Genomic DNA, 25762 nt, shown 5'->3' on the forward strand with positions numbered 1-25762 from the left:
CCTCGCCTTTCACTGCCCCTTTGTGGGATTATCTGCCCAACATGGTCACATACACGGCCGTTCCGTTGACCGCTTGCGCGGCAGAGGAATCCTTAACCACCCGGCCTTGCTCATGCGGGACCGAGAAACTCTCGCGCGACGACCTGGTCCGGGCGGTGCTCACCGCCCGCGCCGCAGCCAGGGGCGCAGCAGCCGGGTCACCGCCGGCATCACGACGTAGGTCATCGTCGTCAGCAGCACGACCGGGAACATCGCCGCCCGCAGCGGCAGCGGCCACGACGCCGTCAGCGGCACCACCCAGGCTTGGAACCCCAGCACCAGCGGGTAGACGGCGACCAGCGAGACGAGCCACATCTTCCAGCGGGGCGGCGGTTTCATTGTCGCGGCCGCCTCGGACGGCACGTGGAACCACGTCTCGAGCCCGGTCCGGTGCTGCTGCGCGGTCTTGGTGGCGGCGAGCGTCCGCGCGTGGCGCAGCCACTTCTCGCGCTCGGGCGAATCGAGCCAGCGCCGGAGGTCGCGCCGGGTCGTGAACTGGTGGACGACGTGGAAGTCACGGCTGTCCTCGGTGTGCACGACGGTCGCGGCGAGGTTCCCCGGGTACCGGGCGGCCTCGGCCGTGGCCCCGCGCGCCCATTCCGCGAACTCGCCGGTCCGGCCGGGTTTGGCGCGCCAGCTGTACACCGCGGTCACCGGTTCTTCCAGGTGCTCGCGGCGGCTCGTGGTGTCCGAAGTGGACATGGAGTTCCGAGTACCCGCCTCGGGGCGCGGGGAAACGCTCCCGCCTCAGCCGAGCGCGCGGGAGATCGCGCGAGCGCTGGTCATCACCAGCGGAGCCAGCACGTGCGGCGAGGCGCTGCCGTACCGCACGACCAGCGACACCGCGGCGACCACCTGACCCCGCGCGTCGTGGATCGGCGCACCGACCGAGAGGCTGTCGAGGGTCACCTGGCGCTCGCTGATGGAGAACCCGTGGGCGCGCACGTCGGCCAGCATGTGCCGCACCCGGTCCGGGTCGGTGACCGTGGCGGCGGTGTACCGCTCGATCGGCCCGCCGAGGACCTCCTCCTGCACGTCGGCGGGCGCGTGGGCCAGCAGGACGAGCCCGACCCCGGTCGCGGTCAGCGCGAACCGCCCGCCGACGCGCGTCAGCACCGGCACGGCGCCCGTCCCGGCGATCCGCTCGATGTACACCACTTCGGTGCCCTCGCGGACGGCGAGCTGCACGTTCTCCCGCGTGATCTGCGAAAGGTCCTCCAGGAACGGCAGCGCGCGCTCACGCAGTCCCAGGCCCCGCGGCGCCAGCGAGCCCAGCTCCCACAGCCGCAGCCCGACCCGGTACACGCCCGCCTCGTCCCGCTCGAGCGCGCCCCACTCGCAGAACTCGCGCAGCACCCGGTGCGCCGTCGCGGCCGGCAGCCCGGTCCGCCGCGCGACCTCGCTCAGCCGCAGGGCCGGCCGGTCCGGGGAGAACGCCGCGAGCACCCGCAGCGCGCGGCCCAGCACCGGCCCGGTCGCGCCGGGGACGCGACCTTGATGCGGCACGGGAACCTCCGGCGGCTGGGGCGGTCCGGTCAGGCGTCCACTATGCCTCGCGCCGCCCGGCGCGCGGCGGTGGCGTCGCGGCGTTCTTCGAAGCGGGACGCCTGCGTGTCGAGACCCTTGACGAACGTCGCCAGCTCTTCCCGCGCGGCTTCGCCGACCGGGCCGAGACCGGTCAGGTCGAAGATCTTCCAGTAGCGCAGCAGCGGCATGACGACGTCGTCGTGGTGGATGCGGAGGTCGTAGATGCCGGCCCTGGCCATCAACGCCGCCTTGCGCGCGAAGCTCGGGATGACCGCGCCCGGCATCGCGAACGACACGACCTCGTCGGTGATCGCGCGCATCATGGCGTCGGGCGAGATCTCCAGCGCGGCCTTCACCAGGTTCCGGTAGAACACCATGTGGAGGTTCTCGTCCGTGGACACCCGGGCCAGGAGCCGCTCGGCCAGCGGGTCCTGGGTGTAGCGGCCGGTGTTGCGGTGCGAGAGTCGGGTCGCCAGCTCCTGGAACGAGACGTACGCGCAGACCTGGAGCAGCGGCTTGTCGCCGGTGTCGTAGCCCGCCTGCATGGTCTCCATCCGCATCCGCTCCAGCTCGACCGGGTCGACGGCGCGGGTCACCAGCAGGTAGTCGCGGATGCAGATGCCGTGCCTGCCCTCTTCGGCCGTCCACCGGTGCACCCAGGTGCCCCACGCGCCGTCGCGGCCGAACGCGCGCTCGATCTCCCGGTGGTAGCTGGGCAGGTTGTCCTCGGTGAGGAGGTTGACCTCGAGGGCCGTCCGGGCGATCGGGGTCACCCGGGACTGCTCCGGGTCCCACGGCTCGCCGCCGAGCTCGGCGAAGTCGCGCCCCTGGCTCCACGGGACGTATTCGTGCGGCATCCACTCCTGGGCGCTGGCGAGATGCCGGTTGAGGTTCTCTTCGACCGTCCCCTCGAGCTCGTACAACAGACGCGTGCTTTCCGAGACCGGCATGAGGACGTCCTTTCACTAACTTACGCGACCGTAACCTACGGTACCGTAGGATCGGACAACGGGCGCGGCCCCCCGCGGGTTCCCCCGGCCGCCGGATCGGGGCGCCGGTGTGTCCGGCGCGACACGCTCAACTGGGCGGTTCGACCTCGCCCGCGTCCTCGTCGACGTCCTGCGTGTCGGGCTTCACGCGCTCGGCCGCCGGCACGTCCACGTCCAGGTCGACGTCCGGGGTGCCGGGCGGACGGGGCGCGTCGGGGGTGATGGGTTCGTGCTCGGCTTCGGTCATGGCCGCTGGTTACCCGGGTGGCCGGCGGATCAAGCACCCGCCGGTTTCGGCGCACCTGACCCGGGTATTCCGACGGCGACCGGGGGCACTTCGGTCGAGCAGGAGGTCGCCATGGCAGCCTCGGATGGACGGTGGGTCCGCGGGGTGCGGTTCGCCGTGCGGGAGCAACTGCTCGCCGTGCGCGCCGCCGCCGAGCACGGCAATGGCCTCGGCGTCGTGCTCGTGCCCGGCTTCGGGTGCGGTGACCGGACGCTGGCGCTCGCCCGCGCGTGGCTCCGCCGGCGGGGATACCGGCCGGCCGGCGCCGGGATCGGGCTGAATCTCGGGTGCACCACCGAAGTGGTCGACCGGCTCGAACGCCGGGTGGCGGAGCACGCGGAAGCCACCGGCGGCCGGGTCGTCCTGCTGGGGCAGAGCCGCGGGGGCTGGCTGGCCCGCCTGCTCGCGGCGCGGCGGCCCGACCTGGTCCGGGCCATGGTGGCGGCCGGCAGCCCGGTGCTCGACCCGCTCGGCGCGCACCCGGCGGTCCTGCGCAAGGCGCGAATGCTGACGAGACTGTCCGCCGCGGGGATCCCCGGCCTCCTCGACGACGACTGCTTCACCGGCGACTGCTACCGGGAGCACACCGGTTCCCTCGCGCGGCCGCTGCCCGAAGGCGTGCCCGCGCTGGCGGTGTACTCACGCGTGGACCGGGTGGTTCCGTGGCAGCTGTGCCAGGACCCCTCGGCCGAATGCGTCGAGGTCGAAAGCAGCCACACCGGGATGACGCTGCAGCCGGAGTTCTACGCGGTGCTGGAGCCGCGCCTGGCGGCGTGGGCGAAGACCGATCCGGGCCGCGTGCCGCGGCGGCTGCGCGCCGCGGTGTGAGCGGCAAGTTTCCGCCGACCGACTCTTGACGCAAGCCGGGTGGAAGCCCACAATTCAAACGTACCTCAGAATGTTAGCGCTAACATCAAGGCTTGTTTCGACGACGAAGTCGGAGAGTTGCCATGAAGCCGCATTGCAGCGTCGCTGCCCGGGCCGATTTCCGGCTCGCCGATGGTGATCGGCGGCCCGTCTCGGCGGGCGGCGATCGCTTGCGCAGATCCTCGCCCCGTGCGGAGCGCCGCTGTCCTCCGCGACGCCGCACCCTCTGACACAGCACCGGAATCCGGCCATCCGCACGGTGGCCCACTCGGGCTGTCGTCGAACTTCGCCGGAATGAATGTCCGCAAAGTCCTTTTCGGAAGTATTGGGCGCCGTTTCGCTCTTTGCCTTCGATCGACGCTGTCCAGCCGCATCCAACGCAACGGAGGAAGCAGAACATGACACCACGGCCGAAATCCCGCCGGTTACGGGTGATCGCCCAGACCGCCACCGCGATCGGGGCCCTCGTCGGAGGGCTGATCGCCGCCACCGGTACCTCGCAGGCGGCCACACAGGGGCCGTGTGACATCTACGCGAGCGGCGGGACGCCGTGCGTCGCCGCGCACAGCACCACGCGCGCGCTCTACGGCGCATACAACGGCCCGCTCTACCAAGTCCGGCGCGCGTCGGACAGCACCACCCGCGACATCGGCCCGCTCACCGCGGGTGGCGTCGCCAACGCGTCCGCGCAGGATTCCTTCTGTGCCGGCACCACCTGTCTCATCACGGTCATCTACGACCAGTCGGGCCGGAACAACCGGCTGACCCAGGCGCCGCCCGGCGGGTTCAACGGCCCGGCCGCGGGGGGCTACGACAACCTCGCGAACGCGACGGCGGCCCCGATCACGGTCGGCGGCCAGAAGGCTTACGGCGTCTACATCGCCCCCGGCACCGGCTACCGCAACAACAACACGAACGGCGTGGCGACCGGCGACCAGCCGGAGGGCATGTACTCCGTCTTCGACGGCACGCACTACAACGGCGGCTGCTGCTTCGACTACGGCAACGCCGAGACCAACAGCCGCGACAACGGCAACGGCACCATGGAGGCCATCTACTTCGGCAACAACAACGTGTGGGGCTACGGCAGCGGAAACGGCCCGTGGATCATGGCCGACCTCGAGAACGGCCTGTTCTCCGGAGCCAACACGCGCTACAACGCCAACGACCCGTCCATCAGCCACCGGTTCCTGACGGCGATCGTCAAGGGGGAGCCCAACCACTGGGCCATCCGGGGCGGCAACGCGCAGTCGGGCGGGGTGTCGACGTTCTACAACGGAAGCCGGCCCAACGCCTCGGGGTACAACCCGATGAAGAAGGAAGGGGCGATCATCCTCGGCATCGGGGGCGACAACAGCGTCGGCGCCCGCGGCACGTTCTACGAGGGCGTCATGACGTCCGGCTACCCTTCGGACGCCACCGAGAACGCCGTGCAGGCCAACATCACCGCGGCGGCCTACAGCGTCGGCGGGGGCAGCGGCCTGACGCCGGGCTCGACGGTTTCGCTGCGGGCGACCACGGCGTGCTGCACGGACCGGTACATCCACCACACCGGCAGCACCGTGGACACCGCGGTGATCACCAACGCGAGCTCCGCCACCGAAAAGGGCAACTCTTCGTGGATCGTCCGGGCCGGGCTGTCCAACGGTTCGTGCGTCTCGTTCGAATCCAAGAACACTCCCGGGCAGTACCTGCGGCACTTCAACTACCAGCTGTACCTCAACGCCAGTGACGGGACTTCGCTGTTCAACCAGGACGCGACGTTCTGCCCGGAGGCCGGCAAAAACAGCCAGGGCACATCGCTGAGGTCGGCCAACTACGCCGACCGGTACGTCCGCCACTACGCCAATGTCGTGTACATCGCGAGCAACGGCGGCTCGAACACGTTCGACAGCGCCAACAACTACAACGATGATGTGAGCTGGCTGGTCAGCACGCCCTGGGCGGCGTAACCGCGTTTCGGCTCCTCCAGTCCGGGTGCCGCGCCGGTGACCAGGCGTGGCACCCGGACCAGCCGCCGCAGCGTCCGTTCGGGCGATTTCGGCTCGGCCGGGTGTGGCCGGCGCCCGGAACGGGAATCCGGTCCGAGTGTCGGTGCGGGGCTGGGGGAGGAGCGGGAAAACGTGCTGCTGGAAAGACTCGAATTCGCCGCGGAGCCGGCTCAGGTCAGGCGGGTCCGGGCCTGGGTGCGCGAACGGCTGACCGCGGTGAAGGAAGTGCCGGACGAGATCCTGGCGGACGTCGTGCTGATCGCGGGCGAGCTGGCCGCCAACGCCGTCGCGCACGGCACGGGGCCGGTGCGCGCCCTGTTGACGTGCGCGGACTCCGCGGTCTGGATCGGGGTCGAGGACGCGGGCGGGACCGCTTGGCTGGACCCGGCCGCCCCGAAGGTCGCCCCGGTCGGCACCGGGCTGACCCTGGTCGCCGCCTGCAGCCGCCGGCGAGGGCAGTTCCACCGCCGGGACGGCGGCCGGACCGTGTGGGCCGAGATCCCGATCGCGTAGCCGCCGATTCCTTTGGTGCTCGCTTGATGTCCATGTCTTTCGGAAACGGCGAAAGCCGGCAACCGGAACGGCAAGGAGACACGAGTGCGCGCCGAAACCTCACCCCCGCCCGTACCACCGGCCGCGGGGGAAGCGAAGCGAAGATGGGTGCTGGCCGTCACCTCGGTGGCCTCCCTGATGGTCGTCCTCGACGCGCTGGTCGTGGCGACCGCCTTGACGGCGATCAAGGATGACCTCGGCGCGTCGGTCACCGAACTCGAGTGGACGGTCAACGCCTACGGCTTGAGCTTCGCCGTCCTGCTCATGACGGCCGCGGCGGCCGGTGACCGCTGGGGCCGCCGCCGGGTGTTCGCGGCCGGGCTGACCCTGTTCACGGTGGCGTCGCTGGTCTGCGCGGTCGCGCCGAACGGGGAGATCCTGATCGCCGGCCGGGTGCTCCAGGGCGTCGGCGCCGCGTTCGTCATGCCGCTCGCCCTCGCGCTGCTGGGCGCCGCGTTCCCGCCGGACCTGCGGGCCAAGGCCCTCGGTGTCTTCGCGAGCGTGAGCGGCGTGGCGGTGCCACTCGGGCCGCTCATCGGCGGCGCTGTGGTCGAGGGCATCTCCTGGCCGTGGATCTTCTGGATCAACGTTCCGGTGGGCGCCGTCCTCGTCTTCTTCGTCCTGACGCGGACCGAGGAGAGCCACGGCCCGGATCCGGCCATCGACTTCCCGGGTCTGGTGCTGGTCGGCGCCGGCTCGTTCGGCGTGGTCTGGGGGCTGGCCCAGGGCGGCACCGCCGGCTGGACCAGCCTGGCGGCCGCGGGCCCCCTGGTGGCCGGCCTGCTGGCGATCGGGGCGTTCGTCGGCTGGCAGCGGCGAGCCGGCCACCCGATGCTCCCCCTCCACCTGTTCCGCTCCCGGCGGTTCGCCGCCGGCAACGTCGTGATCTTCCTGCACTGGGGTTCCGCGCTGGGGGCGGTGTTCTTCATGGCCCAGTTCCTGCAGGCCGGGCTGGGGTACGGGCCCCTGGCCGCCGGTCTCGCGCTGGCGCCGTGGGGGCTGACGACGGTGGTCATCCCGCAGCGGGTGGGCCGGCTGGTCGGCCGGTTCGGGGAGCGGCCCTTCATCGTCGCGGGGCTGGGGCTGCACAGCCTCGCCATGGTCTGGATCGCCCTGGTCGCCGGCCCCGCGAGCTCCTACGGCGCGATCGTCGTTCCGCTGGTGCTCTCCGGCGCGGGGATCGCGATGTGCCTGCCCGCCGTGCAAAGCGCGGTCCTGACCTCGGTCGAGCCGCGGTTCATCGGCAAGGCTTCCGGCGCCTTCAGCGCGATGCGCCAGCTCGGCGGCGCGTTCGGCGTGGCGATCCTGGTCATCGGGTTTTCGGCGGCCGGCAGCTACGCGTCGAGCGAGACGTTCACCGACGGGTTCACGGCCGCCATCGTGGCCAGCGCCGTCCTCGCGGCCGCGGGCGCGCTGGCCGGATCCGTCATTTCGCGCCGCACCACTTCAGCTAAGGAGTAAGACCTTGTCAGACTCGAATATGTCCGATCTGAAGGCGCACGCCGACCTGCTGCGCGAACTCCACCACGGGAAGCTGCTCGTGCTGCCGAACGCCTGGGACGAGGCCAGCGCGGAACTCGTCGTCGAGGCCGGCTTCCCGGTCGTGGCGACCTCGAGCGCCGCCATCGCGGACGTGCTCGGTCACCGAGACGGGGAAAACGCGCCGTGGGCGGAGATGTTCGCGGCCGCCGCCCGGATCGCGAGGGCCGTGCCCGTTCCGGTGACCATCGACGCCGAAGCGGGCTACGGCCTGGAGCCGCACCAGTTCGTGGCGCAGCTCCTCGAGACCGGTGCCGTGGGCTGCAACCTCGAAGACACCGATCACCGGGCCGGGGGCCTCGTGGACGCCGCGGCCCAGGCGGACCGGCTCGCCCGGGTGCGCGCGGCCGCCGACGAGGCCGGCGTCCCGATCGTCGTCAACGCGCGGATCGACGTGTTCCTGCCCTCGAGCGGGATTCCCGAGCGGGACCGGCCGGCCGAGGCGGTCCGCCGCGGCCGGCTCTACCGGCAGGCGGGCGCGGACTGCGTCTACCCGATCGGCGCGCCGACCGCCGACGACCTCGCCGCTGTGGTCGCGGGCGTGCCCGGGCCGGTCAACGGCAACGCCAGCGCGTCGGTGGACTTGGCCGCGCTGAAGGCACTGGGCGTGGCACGGGTGTCCTACGGCCCCCGGTTCTACCGCGCGGGCCTGGCCGGGATGCGCGATGCTCTCGCGGATCTGCGCCGGTCGGAGGATCCGGATGGCCCGGCTCCCCGCCGATGAAACGGCGCTCGCTTGCGCCCTGGACTACGCCGTCGCGTCGGCCGCGGAGATCGGCACCGCCGACCTCGGGTTCCCGTCGCCGTGCCCGGGCTGGACCGTGGCGGAAGCCTTGGCGCACGCGACAGGGTCGCTCCGGTGCCTGGCCACTTCGCTGACCGTCGGTGCCGTCCCGGCGGTCTCCGTGCCCGCCGGGCCGGTCACGGCCCGCACGCTGCGGCGCGACCTCGGCCGGGCGGCGGGTTCCCTGATCGCCGCGGCGCGAACGGCACGTGGCGAGCGGCAGGTCGCGATCGACGGCCTTCCGCTGGGCTGTCACCAGCTGATCGTCGTGGGCGCGATCGAGGCGGCCGTCCACGGGTGGGACGTCGCCCGGGGAGCGGGGTGCGCCCGGCCGATCCCCGGCGAGCTCGCCACGTGGCTGCTGGCCGAGTTGCCCCAGGTGATCCCCCGGGGCCGCCGGCGCGGGTTGTTCGCGGACCCGGTCGCTCTGGCTCCCGGGCGTGCCCGGGCGCCAGAGCGGCTGCTCGCGGCGCTCGGGCGAAATCCGTGAGATCCGGTGCCGGAGCGATTCCTTTTCGCGGCCGGCGGTGTCCAATGAGTAGCCCGGGCCCGACGGCGGCCGGTGATGACCCACGAACAGGGAGTGTTTCGTGCCTTCTGAGGCGATCTCACTGACGCGAAACGTGCGGTTGCGAGACGAGTTCGACTCGCTCCGCCCGGCCCTCGTCGCCCACTGCTACCGGATGACCGGTTCCTACGAGGACGCCGAAGACGTCGTCCAGGAGACCTACCTCCGGGCGGCGCGCGGCATGGACGCCTTCGAGGGGCGGTCCTCCCTCAAGACGTGGCTCTACCGGATCGCGACCAACACCTGCATCACCGAGCTGAACCACCGAAGCCGGCGCGTGCTCCCCGCCGGGCTCGGCGCACCGTCGAGCGATCCCGACACCCGGGTCTTCGGCGACGCCTCGCTCGCGTGGCTCGAGCCGCTCCCCGACGCGGTGCTCGACGACCCGGGGGAGGTCGTCGTGCTGCGCGAGTCGGTCCGGCTGGCGTTGATCGCGGCCCTGCAGTACCTGCCGGTGCGGCAACGCGCGGCGCTCCTGCTCCGCGAGGTCCTTTCCTGGTCCGCCGCCGAGATCGCGGAGACCCTCGGCATCAGCGTTCCCGCGGTGAAGAGCCTGCTGCAACGGGCGCGCAAACGGCTCGACGAACGGGAGTCCCACGACCAGCCACCGGGCCGGGAGGTCGAGCGGGCGCTGCTCGACCGCTACATCGCGGCGTTCGAGGCCCAGGACGCGGCCGCCATCCGTGCCGTCATCCACGACGACTTCAGCCTCGAAGCCGTGCCGCACCCGGTCTGGTTCAAGGGCGTGAACGTGTGCCTCCCGTTCCTGGAGCGGCGCGCCTTCCCGGCGGGCGGAGGCGTCCGGCTGCTGCCCACCCGCGCCAACGGCCAGCCGGCCGCGGGCAGCTACCGCCCCGACGCCGCCGGCGTCCTGCGCGCCGACGGCCTGTGGGTGTTCACGACGAACGGGGACCGCATTTCCCGGGCGGTCAAGTTCCATGGCCTCAGGCACGTCACCGCCGCCGGCCTACCCGCCCGCCTGTCGTGATCGAACAGCGGGCGTCGGTGTCGCGCGTCCGAGGTTCGTTGAGGGGGCCCGGGCTTGCGCCCCAATGTGGCGTTGGGTGCGTTGGACGCACCGAACGCCACATTGGGTGCGTTGGACGCAACCAAAGCCACATTGGGGCGCTCGGCCCGAACGTCGAACAACTTGCGACGCTAGTGCCCTGATGGTGGTCTTCAGAGCATGTCGACGTCCGTGAACACCTTCGCGCCGTCGCGGACGAAGACCGGGATCGTCTGCGCGTGGACGGCCGCTTCGATGCGGGTTCCGCCCGGGTGGACCTCTCCGGTGACCGCGTCGGTCCACGTCGCTCCGGGCGGCAGGTGTACCGGGCGGCTGGCCAGGCCCGGGGCGAGCACCGGCGCGACCAGCAGGTCGGGGCCGAGCAGGAACTGGTCGTCGACCTCCCAGGCGGCCGGGTCTTCGGGGGTGTCGACGAAGAGCGGGCGCATCGGCGGGACGCCTTCTTCGTGCGCGACGCGCATCTGCTCCATGAGGTAGGGGCGGAGCCGCTCGCGCAGGCGCAGCGAATATTCCAACGAGGCCAGGGCTTCCTCGCCGTACGACCAGACTTCGTTGGGACCGCCGGTCATGTCGGGACCGAACGCCGAGCGCGGGTCCCGGAAGCCGTGCAGCCGGAACAGCGGGCAGAAGACACCGTACTGGAACCAGCGGACCAGCAGCTCCCGGTATTCGGGCGAATCCGGGTCACCACCGTGGAACCCGCCGATATCCGTGGTCCACCACGGGATTCCGGCGATCGCCAGGTTGAGGCCGGCCTTGACCTGCGTCCGGAGCGACGCCCAGGTCGGCGCGATGTCGCCGGACCAGACGGCGGCGCCGTAGCGCTGGCTGCCGGCCCAGGCCGAGCGGGTGAGCAGGACCACCTCGTCGTCGCCTTCGCCGCGGATGCCGTCGTGGAGGGCCTGCGCGTGGGTCTGCGGGTACAGGTTGAACACCTCGGCGCCGGTGCCGGCGTGGAAGCTGAGGTTGTGCGGGTGCCCGGGCTGGATCTCGGGTTCGCAGCCGTCCAGCCACCAGGCGCGGATGCCCTTGTCGTAGTAGTTCCGCTTGATCGTGGCCCACAGGAAATCGCGCGCGCGGGGGTTGGTCGAGTCGTAGAAGGCGACCGGCATCTCGACCTCGAAGCCCTTGTCCTTCCAGGGCGCGTGCGCGGGCACGCCGTGCTCGGTGCCGACGAGCATGCCGCCCTCGTGCAGCTCACGGTAGTTCTCCGACAGCGGGCTGACCGTCGGCCAGATCGAGACCATCAGCTTGACGCCGAGCTCGTCGAGCTCGCGGACCAGCCCTTCCGGATCCGGCCACTCGGCGGGGTCGAACCGCCAGTCGCCAAGGTGGGTCCAGTGGAAGAAGTCGGCCACGATGACCGACAGCGGCAGCCCGCGGGACTTGTGCTCCCTGGCCACCGCGAGCAGCTCTTCCTGGTCGCGGTACCGGAGCTTGGACTGCCAGAAGCCGGACGCCCACTCCGGCAGCATCGGGGCGTGCCCGGTCGCGTCGGCGTAGTGGGCGAGGATCCGCCGCGGGCTGTCCGCGGTGGTGATCCAGTAGTCGATCTGCCGGGCGTTGTCGGCGACCCAGCGGGTGCCGTTCTCGGCCAGCTCGACCCGACCGACGGCGGGCAGGTTCCACAAGAACCCGTAGCCGCGGCTGGAGAGCAGGAACGGCACGGAGACTTCGGCGTTGCGCTGGACGAGGTCGAGGACCAGGCCCTTCTGGTCGAGCTTGCCGTGGGTGCGCTGGCCGAGACCGAAGATGCGTTCGCCCTCGTAGGCGGCGAAGCGCTGCTCCAGCCGGCCGTAGCCGTTGCCCGCCGGCATGAACACGCGGGCGCCGGGCCACCAGAAGTGCGTCCGCTGCTCGCTCAGCAGCTCTTCGCCGGTGTCGGTCCGGACGAACCGCACGATCGTGTCGATGCCGGTGTCGGTGTCGACGACTTCGGCGATGCCGGTGATCGCGCCGTTGACGATGGTGCCGGAACGCTCGGTGACGTCGATGGAAGCGGGCGCCGGCTTGGGGGTCAGGAGGGCACCCGGGACGTCGTCGATGATGGCGTGCCGGCCCACGCGGACGCGGAGGCTGTCGGCGCCCCACGGCTCGATCCGGAGTACTTCGTGGCGCACGGTGATCTCGAGCGCGCGGCCGTCGTCGAGAACGGCGATCATGGAAACTCCCGGTGTCGGTGGAGCACTGGTCAGTCTTTGACGGCGCCGCTGGTCATGCCGGCCACGACATACCGCTGGGCGACGACGAGGAGGATGGCGGCGGGGATCGAGGCCATGACGGCGGTGGCCATGATCCCGTTCCAATCCGCGGACTGGTTGCCCACGAAGCGGTAGATCCCGACGGTGATCGGCTGGAAGGTCTGGCCGGTCGTCAGGGTGACGGCGAAGAGGAAGTCCGCCCAGGCGAAGAGGAACGAGAACAGGCCCGCGGTGACCATCGCGTTGCGGCTGACCGGGACGATGATCGAGAAGAACGTCCGCCAGTACCCGGCACCGTCCACCCGGGACGCCTCGGTCAGTTCCCGGGGAATGGAGATCATGAACGCCCGCAACAGGAGCACGGCGAACGGGATCGTGGCCGTCGAGTCGGCCAGTACCAGGCCGAGGTAGCTGTCGAGCAGCCCGAGGTTGCTGAACACCGTGTAGAGCGAGTTGGCCATCACGATGCCGGGGATCATCTGCACGATCAGCATGACGAAGACGATCACCGGCCCGCCGCGGACCTTGAGCTGGGCGAGCGCGTAGGACGCCGGCATGGCGACGACCAGCGAGACCACGACCGTGCCGAGCGCGATGACGACGCTGGAGAGCAGGTTCGGCCCCTGCGTCGAGAGGGCTTTCCGGTAGCCGTCGAGGGTGCCGCCGACGGGGAACCAGTCGGGGTCCGGCTTGAGCAGCGCCCCGCTCGGCTGGAACGACGCGTTGATCATCCAGTACAGCGGGAACAGCAGGAGCGCGGTGATCAGGACGCCCGCCACGGTCTTGAGGCGGCCGGTCATGACGCGGTCTCCGCCAGCGTCGCCTTCGCCGAGCGCAGGTAGACGAACCCGAACACGGTGGCGACGACGATGAGGATGTTGCCGACCGCGGCGCCCTGCCCGAACGCGAAGTCGTGGAAGGAGAGGCGGTAGGACCAGGTGGTGAGGGTTTGGGTGGCGTTGGCGGGGCCGCCGCCGGTGACGACCATGATCACGTCGAAGACCTTGATGGTGTAGACGAGGCCGAGCATGAGGACGATGCCGGTGACGGGGCGGAGCAGGGGCCAGGTCACGTGCCGGAAGCGTTGCCAGGCACCGGCGCCGTCGAGCGCGGCGGCTTCGTAGAGCGACGCGGGGATCGCGCGCAACCCGCCGTGCAGGATCACCAGGTTGAACGGGATGCCGATCCAGATGTTGGTGAGGATCACCGCCGGCAGCGCCCAGCCCGTGCTCGTCAACCAGGGCACGGGGTCGATCCCGCCCGCGCGCAGCGCGGCGTTGAGCACGCCGTGGTCGGTGTCGAACATCCAGCGCCACACCGCGCCGCTGACGACGAGGGGGAGCAGCCACGGGAGCAGCAGCAGCGACCGCAGCAGCGTGCTGCCGAGGAACCGGCCGTTGAAGAACACCGCCAGGGCGAGCCCGATGACGAACTGGAAGACGATCGAGCCCACCGTGAACAGCACGGTGTTGAGCGCCGCCGTCGAGAACAGCGGGTTGTTCAGCACGGCGGAGTAGTTCACGAAGCCGACGAACGGCGCTTCGCCGGTGTAGAACGACTTGACGGTGTAGTCCTGCGTGCTCATCACCAGGTTCGCGACCAGCGGGTAGCCGAAGAACACGACGACGTAGACGAGCGCGGGCAGCAGGAAGGCCACCGCGACGAACCGGTCGCCGGCCCGGGATTTCCGGGCCGGCGGACGGTGCGTCACCGTGGAGCGTGCGGCGGTGAGCGTCACGAGCCGCTCGCCTGCTGAGCTGCCTTCAAGGCCTGGTCGACAGGCTGCTTGCCGGTGAGGGCCGACTGGATCGCGTCGGCGAGGGCCTGGGAGACCTTGGGGTACTTCTCGCCGAGGTCGGCGGTCCGCGACCTGGCGGTGCCCACCTCGTCGATGAAGGCCTGCATGGCGGGTGTCTCGGCGCCGAACTTGGCCGCGACCGCCGTCTTCGACGGAACGTAGGCGTGGGCCTTGCTCCACTCGAGCATGGTGGGCTCGGACAGGATGCAGGAGAGCACCTTGCCGGCGGCCTGCTGCGCCGCCGGGTCGGTGACCGGGATGGCGCCGACCTCGCCGCCGAGCGCGACCGACGGCCGGCCGCCTGCCTGGGGGACCGGGATCGGCACGACGCCGTAGTGCAGCGCGGTTTCCTTGTCCAGCCGGGCCAGGTTCCACGAGCCGTTGATCATCATCGCCGCGTTGCCGGCGACGAACTGGTCGGCGACGTCGTTCTGGCTCCAGTTCACCACGGACTTCGACGCCGACCCGGAGTTCACCAGATCCGTGACGTACTGGAGCGACTGGGCGGCCTTCGCCGAGTCCAATGCGGACAGTTCGGCGCCGTTGCTCCAGAAGAAGGGCAGGAACTGCCAGGTGCCCTCTTCGGACGGGATGGCCGAGAAGGCCAAGCCGTACTTGCCGTTCCCGGACAGCTTGGCCGAGGCGGCCTTCAGCTCGTCCCACGTCTTCGGCGGTTGCACACCGGCCGCCTGCAGAAGGTCCTTGTTGTAGATCAGGGCCAGGCCGTTGACGCCGGGGGCGACCCCGTACACCTTGTCCTGGTAGGTCCCGGCCTTGATGATGCTCGGGTAGTAGCCGTCGGTGGAGATGCCGTAGTCGGTGACCGGCGTGAGCGCGCCGGTGCTCGCGACCTGCTGCAACGTGGGGTTGTCGGTGAACACCAGGTTCGGCAGCGACCGGGAGCTGGCGCCCTGCAGGATCTTGGGCAGCATCTGCGCGGTGGGGATGCTCTGCCGCTGGATCTTGATCCCGGTCTGCGTGGCACAGGTGTCGAGGATCTTCTGCCACGCCGCCGAGCCCTGCTCGTCGGCGTAGTAGTCGAGTTCGGTGATCGACGTCGCCGGTGCCGCGGTGCTGCCCGTGCCGCCGGGAGCCGGGCTCGGGGAGCAGCCCGACACGAGGGTGGCGGCGGTCGCGACGCCGGCGGCGGCCAGCAGGCCACGGCGGAGGACGAACATGGGAGTCTCCTTTGCCGGCCAGGCTTTTCCTGGCGGGGTGGTGGTGGTCAGGCGTGCGGGGCGGCGGTGCTTTCGCGCTCGGTCAAGCGGGGTGACAGCAGCCGGACTTCCGGGGTGTTGTGCCCGTTGAGGCGCTGGACGACCATCTCGACGGCTTGCTTGCCGACCTCCTCGGCCGGGATGGCCACGGTGGTCAGGGCGACGACGTGCTGGTCGGCCATGGCTTCCGGGCAGACGGCGACGACGGACAGGTCGCCGGGCACCGTGAGACCGCGGTTGCGCAGCACCGACAGCAGGGCGGGCAGGACGGCCTCGTTGTGCACCACGAGGCCGGTGATACCGGGTTCTTCGGCGAACAGATCGTCGAGCGTGTGGCTCGCCGCTTCGTAGGAGTGGTTGCAGGACCGGGAAATCGCGCGGACGCCGGCCCGTCGCGCGGCGTCGTCGAAGCCGTCGAGGAATCGCGTCGCGTAGCTCGTGCCGCGCCGGTAGACCGCCGGCGACGGACCGATCAGCGCGATCCGCCGGTGCCCCAACCGGGCGAGGTGCGCGACGCAGGCCGAGCCGGCGGCGGTGAAGTCGAGGTCGATGGAGGACAGCCCGGCTGGGTGGTCGGGTACGCCGATGAGGACCACGGGTCGGTCGAGGGCGAGGAGCATTGGTACGCGGGGGTCGGCGGCTTCGACGTCCATGACGATGAGTGCGTCGGCGATGGCGGAGGAGGCGACGCGTTGGAGTGCGGCGGGTCCTTCGTCTTTGGTGAGGAGGAGGAGGTCGTGGTCGTGGGCGCGGGCGGCGGTGACGGCGGAGGCGACGAATTGCATGACGACGGCGACGTTGAGGTCGGTGCGGAGGGGGACGACGAGGGCGAGGACGTTGGTTTTGCTGCTGGCGAGTGCGCGGGCGCCGGCGTGGGGGTGGTAGCCGAGTTTGCGGATGCTTTCTTCGACCAGTCGCCGGGTTTTCGGTGAGATCGAGCGCTTGCCGCTGATCACGTACGACACCGTGCTGGGAGCCACCCCCGCCGCGTTGGCGACGTCGTTGATCGTGACCACGCGCCCCCTCCCTTCCTGTGCATTCGTCGAAGCGCATCGATGACGTCAGAAGATAAGTGACACATCGACGAAACACAACACCACAGCGACACCGAAAGCCCGTTCGACGGATATTCGACGACGAGCGGGGACGTCGAATTCTTCGAACCGCCAGTTCGGAGGCGTTTCCCCAGCTCAGAGCGATCTTTCGGCGGCGGGGCCGCAGCCCGGGTGCTCGCCGAAGAGTGCTTGACCGGCCCGTAACCGGCCTGCAATAGTTTCGCCGATCCCTCTCAGTCGCAGAGGTATCGCACCGGCACAGTGTCGAATCGATTCGACGGACGGACCCACGGAGGCTCCACTGATGCGCAGAAACCTGCTCCGGCCGTTGCGCCACGGTGTCCTGCTGGCGGTGACCAGCGCGCTGCTCGCGGCCCCGGTGACCGCCGTCGCGGCGACACCCCTGCCCTTCCGGGACCCGTCGCTCCCGCTCGCGCGGCGGATCGACGACCTCGTGTCGCGGCTGACCCTGGACGAGAAGGTGTCGCTGCTGCACCAGTACCAGCCGGCGATCCCGCGGCTCGGGATCGGGGTGTTCAAGACCGGCACCGAAGCACTGCACGGCGTCGCCTGGTCGACCGACTACGACAACAACGGGAGCGTCGTCTCCGCGACCGGCACCGTGTTCCCGCAGGCGGTCGGCCTCGGCAGCACGTGGAACCCGGCGCTGATCAAGCAGGTCGGCGACGCCGTCGGGCAGGAGGCGCGCGGGTTCAACGTGCAGAACCCGACGCTGTGGGGGCTCAACCTCTGGGCGCCGGTGGTGAACCTGCTGCGCGACCCGCGCTGGGGCCGCAACGAAGAGGGCTACTCCGAAGACCCGTACCTCACCGGTCAGATGGCGATCGCCTACGGCAAGGGCATGCAGGGTGACGACCCCCGCTACCTGCAGTCGGCGCCGACGTTGAAGCACTACCTGGCGTACAACAACGAGGTCAACCGGGACACCAGCAACTCGTCGGTGCCGCCGAAGATCCTGCACGACTACGACGAGCAGGCGTTCAAGGTCCCGTTGCAGGCGGGTGCGGCGAACGCGGTCATGCCCTCGTACAACCTGGTCAACGGGCGGCCGAACCACGTGAGCCCGGATCTGAACGGGCTGCTCCGGAAGTGGGCGCCGCAGGACATCGCCGTCGTCAGTGACGCCGGTGCCCCGAGCAACCTGGTCAACTCGGAGAAGTACTACCCCACCAAGGCCGAAGCGGACGCGGCGGCGATCAAAGCGGGGCTGGACAGCTTCACCGACAACGACACCAACGGCTCGATCACTGTCGCGGCGGTCAAGGAAGCACTCACCAAGGGGCTGCTGACCGTCGCCGATGTCGAGAAGGCCGACCGGCACCTGTTGTCGCTGCGGTTCCGGCTCGGTGAATTCGACCCGCCGGGCCGCAACCCGTACGCGAAGATCACCCCGGCCGTCATCAACTCGCCGGAACACCAGGCGCTGGCCCGGAAGGCCGCGGACGCGCAGGTCGTGCTGCTGCGCAACAACGACAACGCCCTTCCGCTGCAGGCTTCGCAGAACAAGAAGGTCGCGGTCGTCGGTCCGCTGGCCGACACGCTCTACGAAGACTGGTACAGCGGGACGATGCCGTACAAGGTGACGCCGCTGCAGGGCATCAAGGAACGCCTCGGCACCAACGGGACCGTCGCCTCCTCGGAAGGCGTCGACCGGATCGCGCTGAAGAACCTGGCCACCGGCAAGTACCTGACGGCGCCCACGGCCGCCACCGGCGGGCCGCTGGCGGAGGGCGCGACGACCGCCGGTGCGGCGCAGTCGTTCGACGTCTTCGACTGGGGCGCCGGCAAGAACACCCTGCGGGCGGCCGCCAACGGCAAGTTCCTCGGCTACTCCGGCGGGCAGCTCGTCAACAACGTCGCGCAGCCGAACGGCTGGTTCGTCCAGCAGCAGCTGAAGCTCGACCCGCAGGCCGACGGCAGCTACGTGCTCGAGTACGCGGGCAACGAGGTCAACGAGTCGTGGTTCGGCCCGAACAAGTACGCGGTGGTCGGCGCCGACGGCGTGCTGAAGATCGCCTCCCCGGACGTCGCGGGGGCCACCAAGTTCGGCCGGGACGTGGTCAGCAGCGGCGTCGACGCCGCCGTGACCGCCGCGAAGGGCGCGGACACCGCCGTCGTGGTCGTCGGCAGCATGCCGTTCATCAACGGCCGCGAGGCGAACGACCGGACCAGCACCGAACTCGCCCCGGCGCAGAAGGCGCTGGTCGAGGCCGTGCAGAAGGTCAACAAGCACACCATCGTCGTCGTCGAGAACAGCTACCCGACCACCGGCTGGGACACCCAGACCGCACCGGGGATCGTGTGGACCACCCACGCCGGGCAGGAGACCGGCCACGCGGTCGCGGACGTCCTCTTCGGCGACTACAACCCGAGCGGCCGCCTGACCCAGACGTGGTACGCCTCGGACACCGGCCTGCCGAGCATCCTCGACTACGACATCGCCAAGACCGGCCTGACCTACCAGTACTACCGGGGCAAGCCGCTCTACCCCTTCGGCTACGGGCTGAGCTACACCTCCTTCCGCTACGACGGTGTCCGGGCCGACCGGCAGGCCACCGCCGCGAACGGCAAGGTGACCGTCTCCGTCGACGTCACCAACACCGGGAGCCGGGCCGGATCCGACGTCGTCCAGCTGTATTCCACCGCGCGTGACTCGCGGGTCCAGCAGCCGCTCAAGCAGCTGAGGGCCTTCCAGCAGGTGGACCTGCGGCCGCACGAGACGAAGACGGTCCGGCTGACGGTGGACGCGGCGGCGCTGGCGACCTGGGACGTCACCCGTGGCAAGTCGGTGGTGGAGGCCGGGCGGTACGACTTCTCCGTCGGCCGGTCCGCGACCGACATCAAGCAGACCGTGCCGGTGTTCGTCGCCGGCGAGGTCATCCCGCACCGTGACCTCGGGCGCACCACGTTGGCCGAGAACTTCGACGGCTACCAGGGCGTCACGCTGACCGACCAGAGCAAGGTGAGCGGCAACTCGGTCGCGGCGACGGCCGGCTCCTGGATCGGCTTCGAGGACGTCGCGCTTTCCCCGGCCACCACCGGGATCACGGCGTCGGTGTCCAAAGCGGACGCGACGCCGGCCCACATCACCGTGCGGCTGGACGACCCGGCCCGGGGCCAGGTGCTGGGCACGATCACGGTGCCGGGCACCGGTGACAGGTACAGCTACACCGACGTCACCGCCACGCTCGCGAAGGCGGGCGGGCTCCGCAAGGTGTACCTGGTCTTCGACGGGCCGGTGAACCTGCACGCGTTCCGGTTCACCACCGGCGGCGGCCGGTGAGCAGGCTCGGCCGCGCCCTCGCCGTACTCGGCGTGTGCGCCGCCCTGACGGCGGGTGCCGTCGGGGCGGCGCCCGCCGGGGCCACACCGGCCCCGGCGCGGCCGGGCCACACGGTGACCTACGACAAGTACTCGCTCAAGCTCGACGGGAAGCGGCTCTACGTCTGGTCGGGGGAGTTCCACTACTGGCGGCTGCCCAGCCCGGACCTGTGGCGCGACGTGCTGCAGAAGATGAAGGCCGCGGGCTTCAACGCGGTGTCGATCTACTTCGACTGGGGCTACCACTCGCCGAAGCGGGGCGTCTACGACTTCACCGGCGTCCGCGACGTCGACAAGCTGCTGAACATCGCCCAGGAGGTCGGCATCTACGTGCTGGCCCGGCCGGGTCCGTACATCAACGCCGAAACCGACTCCGGGGGCTTCCCCGGCTGGCTGACCACGCAGGCCGGACTGGCGCGGACCAGCGCGCCGGACTACCTCGACGCGGCGAAGGAGTGGTTCACCGCGATCGACGCGATCCTGAAGCGGCACCAGGTGACCGACGGCGGCGGACCCGTGCTCCTGTACCAGGTGGAGAACGAGTACAGCGGGACCGTCCTCGACGCGGAGTACATGCAGACGCTGGTCGACAAGGCCCGGGCCGACGGCATCACCGTGCCGTTGTTCCACAACGACGTCTGGGCCGGGGGCAAGTGGGCGCCCGGCAAGCCGGGTGCCCCGGACCTGTACGCCTTCGACGGCTACCCGCAGGGCTTCGACTGCGCCAATCCGGCGGCGTGGAAGCAGGCGCCGGAATACCGCTGGGCACGCAACGCTTCCCCGAACACCCCCATGTTCCTGGCCGAGTTCCAGGGCGGTTCGTTCGACCCATGGGGCGGCCCCGGCTACGAGAAGTGCCGTGAGCTCACCAACGCGGACTTCGAAAGCGTCTTCTACAAGAACAACATCTCCTCCGGCGCCACGCTCCAGAACTTCTACATGACCTTCGGCGGCACGAGCTGGGGGTGGCTGCCCGACCCGAAGGTGGTCTATACCTCTTACGACTACGGCGCCGCCATCACCGAAGGGCGGCAGCTCGGCCCCAAGTACGACGAGCAGAAGCGGCTCGGCTACTTCACCCAGGCGGTCGCGCCGCTCGCGGAAACCGACCCGGTCGCCTACGGGCCCGACATCACCGGGACCAACCCGGACATCACGCTGAAGAGCCAGGTGAACCCGGAGACGAAGACCCGGTTCATCCTGGCTCAGCACCAGGACAACACGTCGACGGCGGCCACCGCCACGACCTTCCCGCTGACCACTCCGGACGGCGCCTACCCGGTCGTGCCCCAGCAGGGCGAGCTGCGGCTCGGCGGCCGGGAGGCGAAACTGCTGGTCGCCGGCTACGACCTCGGCGACCAGCGGCTGGTGTACTCGACGTCGGAAATCATGACCCACGCCCGGATCGGCGGCCACGACACGGCGGTCCTCTACGGGGCCGCGGGCCAGGACGGCGAGACGGTGCTGCGCTACCCGGCGCGGCCGCGGGTCACCGTGCTCGACGGAGCGGTGAGCACCACCTGGGACGCTGCCCGGGGCGACCTCCGGCTGGACTACCGGCACGCGGGCCTGGCCCGGGTGCGGATCGAGGCGCCCGGCAAGGCGCCGCTGGAACTGCTCATTGCCGACACCGCCGCCTCGGCCGCGTTCTGGAAGCAGGACACCGCGGCGGGTCCGGTGCTCGAACGCGGCGCGAACCTGGTCCGCGACGCGAAGGCGTCCGGTCGCGTCCTCGCCCTCACCGGGGACACGAGCGCGGCCGGCGACCTGGAGGTGTGGGCGCCGCCGTCGATCGCGCTGGTCACCTGGAACGGCCGGCCGCTGCGGACCACGCGCACCGCGTCGGGCACGCTGCTCGGGCACCTCGACGGCCCCTGCCCGGTGACGCTTCCCGCGCTCACCGGGTGGCGGACCCAGTACGAGACGCCGGAGCGGGAGCCGGGCTTCGACGACTCCGCGTGGGTCGCCGCCGACCACACCACGACGAACAACCCCACCAAGCCGCCGGCCGGGCAACCGGTCCTCGACGCCGACGACTACGGCTTCCACCACGGCGACATCTGGTACCGCGGCCACTTCACGGCCACCGGGGCGGAAACCGCGGTTTCGCTGTCGGGCACCACCGGCAACCAGGGCGTGTACGCGGCCTGGCTGAACGGGACCTACCTCGGCAGCAGCGGCAGCGGGAGCAAGGAGTTCCCGATCCCGGCCGGCACGCTGAAACCCGGCACCGGCAACGTCATCGCGGTCCTGCTCGAGAACATGGGCCACAACCAGGACTGGGACGTCAACGACGCGCACAAGGAGCCGCGCGGCCTGACCTCGGCCGCCCTGGCCGGCTCGGCGTCGCCGATCGCCTGGAAGATCCAGGGCAACGCCGGTGGCGAAGACCTCGCCGACCCGGTCCGCGGCGTCTTCAACAACGGTGGCCTCTACGGCGAACGCGAAGGCTGGTCGCTGCCCGGCTTCCCCGACCGCCGCTGGCGGCCGACGGCGCTCCCGGCCGCCGCGCCGACGCCCGGGGTGACCTGGTACCGCACCGAATTCTCGCTGAACCTCCGTCCCGGCCAGGACACGTCGGTCGGGCTCCGGATCGACGACGACCCGCGGCGGGTCTACCGCGCCCAGATCTTCGTCAACGGGTGGAACATCGGGCGGTACCTCAACAACGTCGGCCCGCAGCACGTGTTCGTGGTCCCCGCCGGGATCCTGCGCGCCGACGGCCGCAACACGATCGCGATCGCTTCGTGGGGCGGCGACGGCTCCGGCGGGCTGGGCGCCGTGTCGCTGGTGAACCTCGGCAGCCAGGCCGGGGGAGTGCCGGTGCGGGACGTTCCTTCTCCGGGGTACCGCGCCGGCAGCCGAAACTCCGTCTCGTTCTCCTGATCGGAGCAAGTCTCAGTCCTGACCCATCGATGTTCGACTTGGAGGCGTTCGGATGCGCATGCACAGACCGGCCGTTGTCCTGGCCATCTCCACGTTGCTGTTCAGCCCGGTCACGGCGGCGGCCGAACCGTCGGGCGCACTCGGGCCGCACACGGTCACGCTGACCGAATCCGCGCTCCAGGGCGTGCACGGCACGGCGCCCGACGCCACGATCCGCAACGTTCTCACGGTGACCGCGAGCGGGACGGCGCTGCGCGTCCGGCTGAGCAACCCGTTCGGCGCCACCGCGCTGACCGCGCGGTCGGTGTGGGTCGGGCTGCAGCCCAAGACGGATTCGCCGGCACTGGTGCCGCGGTCGAACCACCGCGCCACGTTCGGCTTCCGGCGCTCGGTGACCGTGCCGCCAGGCGGCAGCGCGTGGAGCGATCCGGTGCCGCTGTCGGTGCGCCGCGGCGACCACGTCTCGGTGAGTGTGTACGCGCCGGGGTCACCGATCAACGACCACACGTTCCCGCCACCGGAGACCGACACGCCGGGGTCCTTCACCTCGGCCGGAGCCGGCGACGCCGGCGCGGACGAATCGGGGACCGCCTACGGCGCCTTCGCGCCCGGTGTCCTCTGGTGGGCTGACGCGATCAGCGCCGTTTCCCCGGCGAGGGGCACCATCGTCGCGTTCGGCGACTCCATCACCGACGGCTACAACGCTTTCGGGGGTGGCCCGCGCTGGACCGACGTCCTCGCCGCCCGCCTCGCGCAGCTGCCGCCGTCGCGGCGGTTGTCGGTGGCCAACGCCGGGATCAGCGGCAACACGGTCAGCGTCCAGCCGAATCCGTACGACCCGACCGGCCAGTGCTGCGGCCCGCCCGCTCCGGCGCGGCTCGACCGCGACGCGCTGTCGCTGCCCGGGACGCGGTACGTCCTGCTGCTGGAGGGCACGAACGACATCGGCGGCGGCACCTACGCGCCGCCGGCGCCGGCCGCGCAGGTCATCGACGCGATGCGCGCCATCGCGAGGCGGGTGCACGCCGCGGGGCGCCGGATCGTCGGCGCGACCGTCCTGCCGATGTGCAACGCCGCCGGCGAGTCGAAGGAACAGGTCCGGCTGGCGGTCAACACGTGGATCCGCACCTCGGGCACGTTCGACGCGGTCCTGGACTTCGACTCGGTGCTGCGCGACCCGGGCGACCCGACGGTGATCCGCCCGGCCTGGCGCAGCGACTGCTACCACCCCAACGCCGAAGGCGACCGGGTGCTGGGCGAGTCGATCGACCTCTCGGTCTTCGGCCGAGGGTGAACCACGTTCCGGAGGGCTGACCGCGCCCGAACTCTCAGGCCGTGGCTTGCTCAGGCGGCCGCCGCCGGGCGCTGATTGCCCAGTTCCCGGTCACGCGCCAGGATCTGGCGCTCCAGTTCGGCGGCGTCGAGCCGCGGACCCCGGGAGTTACCAGTGTCGCGCGTCCGAGGTTCGTTGACGGGGTCCGGGTTTGCACCCCAATGTGGCGTTCGGGCAAGGCCGGATAGTTAAGGATTCCTCTGCCGCGCAAGCGGTTCACGGCTGTGGGCGAGCACCGCTGTTAACGAACCTCGGACTGGTTTGCCGCGCCCCCTTGGCGATCAGGCGCCCAACTCTGCGTCCTCGATCCGCTCGAAGATCTCCATGTCCGTCTGCTTCTGCCAGTCCGGCAGGTTGTCCCAGTCAGCCACATAGGCGGGCTTTGGCTCGGGGATGTGCTTGTAGATCTGGCCAATCCAGCACAAGCTCACGAAGCGGCCCTTCTGCTCGCCGGTCAGCTTCGTGGACGCGCCGGCCGTCGCCTGGATGAAGGCTGCCACCTGCTCGTAGACCGCGGCCGCGCTCTGGCGCTCCCAGTCGGGCGTCTCGTCCCATGGCGCGATATAGCCGGGCTTCGGCTCACCGGGGTAGTGCTTCTTGACGCCCGCGATCCAGGCTTCGCGGAAGATGCGGCCGTGCTCTTCGGACAACGAGGTCTCCTGACGTCAGGCGGGAACGGCCTTGAGCCGGGCAATCTCCTGCTCAAGGTGACGAACGTGGGTATCAGCCCGGAACGGGGCCAGCTGCGGGCGGAGAACGGCCAGCTTGCGGCCGACGTACCCGGCGGAGCCGGTCTGCCGGGCCACGTCCAGCGCGGCATTGCCGTAGGTGACGAGTTGGTGGGTGTCGCGCCGCTGTACGCCGATCGTGGCCAGGTCCGTCAAGACGCTGCCCCGGCGACGAGGCGAGTCCCATGTGCCGGGCGGCGAGCGCATCCTGCAGCTCGTCCGTGTCGCAGAGTGCGGCCAGGTTGTCCTGGGCCAAGCGCGCACCACAACGGCAGTAACGGGTGGCGGGGCGAGCGCTCATGCGGTGTGGCCTCGGCAGGGTGCGTGCGTTCGGTATGACAACGGTCACTCTATGCGCTCCGCCGCCTGGTCTCTATGCATCCGACGCATACCGGGGATCCGCGTCTCGTCATGATCTTCGCGCGGGCCTGGGACGAGGGTAAATGCCAAGCACCCCGGCGGCCGGTAGACCGGTCGGCCACTCCGGGCGACGGGCGGACTCCCTCTTCTTCGTTGCTTTCCGTGGGCAACCGTCCTGGCCGCCGGGATGCTGCCCACCTGCATCGGACGACCCGGAACGAGACGGCTATGACTTCCGCAACGCGGTTTCCTGCACCGCTTCTGCGAGACGATGAACCCACCACCCTCGTCACCACGCCGCTGGCCTACGGCTACCTGCGGGTTCCCGCAGACGTGCCGGACTACCGGGTGCGCCGCGTTGAGCAGGCGGTGACTCGGTTCGCCGCGTCAAAGGGGCTGTACTTCGTCAGCTTCTTCTTCGAACTCGACTGCGGGTCGCGGGAGGGCTTCGAGGAACTCATCACCGAACTGGTCCGCGCGGAGGCGCACCATGTGGTCGTGCCGAGCCTGCGGCATCTGGCGCTGAACGAGCTGCTGCGGACGGCCATGCGCGAACAACTTGCCCTCGAAGCGAACGCCCAGGTGCACCCCGTTGGGCGACGAACCGGCGAGGCGCTGGCATGAGCGTTCCTTGGGGAAGCGCTGCCCGCCCCGCGCTCTGCGGCCGCGGCCG

At 70.6% G+C, this 25762-nt stretch carries 22 protein-coding genes; 11 read left to right on the plus strand and 11 right to left on the minus strand.

All coding sequences use genetic code 11. The features are described from left to right. Positions 1 to 159 precede the first annotated feature (159 nt). The 4 genes from AB0M82_RS41040 to AB0M82_RS41055 all read right to left on the minus strand — a co-directional run bounded on the left by AB0M82_RS41040 (position 160) and on the right by AB0M82_RS41055 (position 2802). The gene (locus AB0M82_RS41040; RefSeq protein WP_364734351.1) at positions 160 to 741 is read right to left on the minus strand and encodes an antibiotic biosynthesis monooxygenase; all 582 of its coding nucleotides are present in this window, start codon (positions 739 to 741) and stop codon (positions 160 to 162) included. Between the two features lie 45 nt (positions 742 to 786). Further along, complete coding sequence (locus AB0M82_RS41045; RefSeq protein WP_364734353.1) at positions 787 to 1545, minus strand: IclR family transcriptional regulator; 759 nt, start codon at positions 1543 to 1545, stop codon at positions 787 to 789. A gap of 29 nt (positions 1546 to 1574) precedes the next feature. Beyond that, positions 1575 to 2516 carry an acyl-ACP desaturase gene (locus AB0M82_RS41050; RefSeq protein WP_364734355.1) on the minus strand — a complete coding sequence of 314 codons (942 nt, stop codon included), beginning with the start codon at positions 2514 to 2516 and terminating at the stop codon, positions 1575 to 1577. Between the two features lie 127 nt (positions 2517 to 2643). Further along, positions 2644 to 2802 carry a hypothetical protein gene (locus AB0M82_RS41055; RefSeq protein ID WP_364734357.1) on the minus strand — a complete coding sequence of 53 codons (159 nt, stop codon included), beginning with the start codon at positions 2800 to 2802 and terminating at the stop codon, positions 2644 to 2646. 111 nt (positions 2803 to 2913) lie between these two features. Here AB0M82_RS41055 and AB0M82_RS41060 point away from each other — a divergent pair, with 111 nt between their 5' ends. From AB0M82_RS41060 to AB0M82_RS41090, 7 genes are all read left to right on the plus strand, one after another. After that, entirely contained in the window at positions 2914 to 3669 is a 756-nt protein-coding gene (locus tag AB0M82_RS41060) for an alpha/beta fold hydrolase (RefSeq protein WP_364734359.1), read from the plus strand. A 437-nt stretch (positions 3670 to 4106) separates the two neighbouring features. Continuing rightward, on the plus strand, positions 4107 to 5660 hold the full coding sequence (locus AB0M82_RS41065) for an alpha-L-arabinofuranosidase B (protein ID WP_364734361.1): 1554 nt from the start codon (positions 4107 to 4109) through the stop codon (positions 5658 to 5660). Positions 5661 to 5831: 171 nt separating this feature from the next. Continuing rightward, positions 5832 to 6212: an ATP-binding protein gene (locus tag AB0M82_RS41070; protein WP_364734363.1), complete on the plus strand. Its 381-nt coding sequence runs from the start codon at positions 5832 to 5834 to the stop codon at positions 6210 to 6212. Between the two features lie 84 nt (positions 6213 to 6296). Then, entirely contained in the window at positions 6297 to 7712 is a 1416-nt protein-coding gene (locus AB0M82_RS41075) for a DHA2 family efflux MFS transporter permease subunit (RefSeq protein WP_364734365.1), read from the plus strand. A 19-nt stretch (positions 7713 to 7731) separates the two neighbouring features. Further along, positions 7732 to 8514, plus strand: a complete 783-nt coding sequence (locus AB0M82_RS41080) for an isocitrate lyase/phosphoenolpyruvate mutase family protein (protein WP_364734435.1) — start codon at positions 7732 to 7734, stop codon at positions 8512 to 8514. After that, positions 8492 to 9064, plus strand: coding sequence for a TIGR03086 family metal-binding protein (locus tag AB0M82_RS41085; protein WP_364734367.1), 573 nt, complete (start codon positions 8492 to 8494; stop codon positions 9062 to 9064). Before AB0M82_RS41080 ends, AB0M82_RS41085 begins: the two co-directional genes overlap by 23 nt. A 100-nt stretch (positions 9065 to 9164) precedes the next feature. After that, the gene (locus AB0M82_RS41090) at positions 9165 to 10130 is read left to right on the plus strand and encodes an RNA polymerase subunit sigma-70 (protein WP_364734369.1); all 966 of its coding nucleotides are present in this window, start codon (positions 9165 to 9167) and stop codon (positions 10128 to 10130) included. Positions 10131 to 10321: 191 nt separating this feature from the next. Here the strand turns inward: AB0M82_RS41090 and AB0M82_RS41095 are convergent, their stop codons facing one another. Genes AB0M82_RS41095 through AB0M82_RS41115 form a run of 5 tightly spaced genes read right to left on the minus strand, consistent with a single transcriptional unit; the run spans position 10322 to position 16401 of the window. Further along, on the minus strand, positions 10322 to 12331 hold the full coding sequence (locus AB0M82_RS41095; RefSeq protein ID WP_364734371.1) for a TIM-barrel domain-containing protein: 2010 nt from the start codon (positions 12329 to 12331) through the stop codon (positions 10322 to 10324). Between the two features lie 29 nt (positions 12332 to 12360). After that, entirely contained in the window at positions 12361 to 13170 is an 810-nt protein-coding gene (locus tag AB0M82_RS41100) for a carbohydrate ABC transporter permease (protein WP_364734373.1), read from the minus strand. Continuing rightward, complete coding sequence (locus AB0M82_RS41105; RefSeq protein ID WP_364734375.1) at positions 13167 to 14108, minus strand: sugar ABC transporter permease; 942 nt, start codon at positions 14106 to 14108, stop codon at positions 13167 to 13169. The genes AB0M82_RS41100 and AB0M82_RS41105 overlap by 4 nt, the downstream gene beginning before the upstream one ends. After that, positions 14105 to 15346 carry an ABC transporter substrate-binding protein gene (locus tag AB0M82_RS41110; RefSeq protein ID WP_364734377.1) on the minus strand — a complete coding sequence of 414 codons (1242 nt, stop codon included), beginning with the start codon at positions 15344 to 15346 and terminating at the stop codon, positions 14105 to 14107. The genes AB0M82_RS41105 and AB0M82_RS41110 overlap by 4 nt, the downstream gene beginning before the upstream one ends. A 47-nt stretch (positions 15347 to 15393) precedes the next feature. Continuing rightward, a complete protein-coding gene (locus AB0M82_RS41115; protein WP_364734379.1) occupies positions 15394 to 16401 on the minus strand; it encodes a LacI family DNA-binding transcriptional regulator in 1008 nt (335 codons plus the stop codon). A 343-nt stretch (positions 16402 to 16744) separates the two neighbouring features. Here AB0M82_RS41115 and AB0M82_RS41120 point away from each other — a divergent pair, with 343 nt between their 5' ends. The 3 genes from AB0M82_RS41120 to AB0M82_RS41130 are packed head-to-tail and all read left to right on the plus strand — an operon-like array spanning position 16745 to position 23962. Then, positions 16745 to 19744 carry a glycoside hydrolase family 3 C-terminal domain-containing protein gene (locus AB0M82_RS41120; protein ID WP_364734381.1) on the plus strand — a complete coding sequence of 1000 codons (3000 nt, stop codon included), beginning with the start codon at positions 16745 to 16747 and terminating at the stop codon, positions 19742 to 19744. Further along, a complete protein-coding gene (locus AB0M82_RS41125; RefSeq protein ID WP_364734383.1) occupies positions 19741 to 22668 on the plus strand; it encodes a beta-galactosidase in 2928 nt (975 codons plus the stop codon). The genes AB0M82_RS41120 and AB0M82_RS41125 overlap by 4 nt, the downstream gene beginning before the upstream one ends. Before the next feature lie 52 nt (positions 22669 to 22720). Beyond that, positions 22721 to 23962 carry a GDSL-type esterase/lipase family protein gene (locus AB0M82_RS41130; RefSeq protein ID WP_364734385.1) on the plus strand — a complete coding sequence of 414 codons (1242 nt, stop codon included), beginning with the start codon at positions 22721 to 22723 and terminating at the stop codon, positions 23960 to 23962. A 320-nt stretch (positions 23963 to 24282) separates the two neighbouring features. Here AB0M82_RS41130 and AB0M82_RS41135 read toward each other — a convergent pair whose 3' ends face one another. Both AB0M82_RS41135 and AB0M82_RS41140 read right to left on the minus strand, forming a co-directional pair. After that, positions 24283 to 24651, minus strand: a complete 369-nt coding sequence (locus AB0M82_RS41135) for a hypothetical protein (protein WP_364734387.1) — start codon at positions 24649 to 24651, stop codon at positions 24283 to 24285. A gap of 15 nt (positions 24652 to 24666) precedes the next feature. Continuing rightward, positions 24667 to 24885 (minus strand): hypothetical protein, encoded by a 219-nt coding sequence (locus AB0M82_RS41140; RefSeq protein WP_364734389.1) that lies wholly within the window; start codon positions 24883 to 24885, stop codon positions 24667 to 24669. A 432-nt stretch (positions 24886 to 25317) separates the two neighbouring features. On the opposite strand from AB0M82_RS41140, the gene AB0M82_RS41145 reads away from it, so the two are divergent. After that, positions 25318 to 25713: a hypothetical protein gene (locus AB0M82_RS41145; RefSeq protein ID WP_364734391.1), complete on the plus strand. Its 396-nt coding sequence runs from the start codon at positions 25318 to 25320 to the stop codon at positions 25711 to 25713. Positions 25714 to 25762 lie beyond the last annotated feature (49 nt).

The organism is Amycolatopsis sp. NPDC051128, assembly GCF_040682715.1.
Classification (GTDB): domain Bacteria; phylum Actinomycetota; class Actinomycetes; order Mycobacteriales; family Pseudonocardiaceae; genus Amycolatopsis.

Excerpts from the sequence above, each read along its gene's own strand:
- AB0M82_RS41040 (WP_364734351.1), bottom strand. The coding sequence starts at position 741 with ATGTCCACTTCGGACACCACGAGCCGCCGCGAGCACCTGGAAGAACCG.
- AB0M82_RS41050 (WP_364734355.1), bottom strand. The coding sequence starts at position 2,516 with ATGCCGGTCTCGGAAAGCACGCGTCTGTTGTACGAGCTCGAGGGGACG.
- AB0M82_RS41055 (WP_364734357.1), bottom strand. The coding sequence starts at position 2,802 with ATGACCGAAGCCGAGCACGAACCCATCACCCCCGACGCGCCCCGTCCG.
- AB0M82_RS41060 (WP_364734359.1), top strand. The coding sequence starts at position 2,914 with ATGGCAGCCTCGGATGGACGGTGGGTCCGCGGGGTGCGGTTCGCCGTG.
- AB0M82_RS41065 (WP_364734361.1), top strand. The coding sequence starts at position 4,107 with ATGACACCACGGCCGAAATCCCGCCGGTTACGGGTGATCGCCCAGACC.
- AB0M82_RS41080 (WP_364734435.1), top strand. The coding sequence starts at position 7,732 with ATGTCCGATCTGAAGGCGCACGCCGACCTGCTGCGCGAACTCCACCAC.
- AB0M82_RS41085 (WP_364734367.1), top strand. The coding sequence starts at position 8,492 with ATGGCCCGGCTCCCCGCCGATGAAACGGCGCTCGCTTGCGCCCTGGAC.
- AB0M82_RS41095 (WP_364734371.1), bottom strand. The coding sequence starts at position 12,331 with ATGATCGCCGTTCTCGACGACGGCCGCGCGCTCGAGATCACCGTGCGC.
- AB0M82_RS41100 (WP_364734373.1), bottom strand. The coding sequence starts at position 13,170 with ATGACCGGCCGCCTCAAGACCGTGGCGGGCGTCCTGATCACCGCGCTC.
- AB0M82_RS41110 (WP_364734377.1), bottom strand. The coding sequence starts at position 15,346 with ATGTTCGTCCTCCGCCGTGGCCTGCTGGCCGCCGCCGGCGTCGCGACC.
- AB0M82_RS41120 (WP_364734381.1), top strand. The coding sequence starts at position 16,745 with ATGCGCAGAAACCTGCTCCGGCCGTTGCGCCACGGTGTCCTGCTGGCG.
- AB0M82_RS41130 (WP_364734385.1), top strand. The coding sequence starts at position 22,721 with ATGCGCATGCACAGACCGGCCGTTGTCCTGGCCATCTCCACGTTGCTG.
- AB0M82_RS41145 (WP_364734391.1), top strand. The coding sequence starts at position 25,318 with ATGACTTCCGCAACGCGGTTTCCTGCACCGCTTCTGCGAGACGATGAA.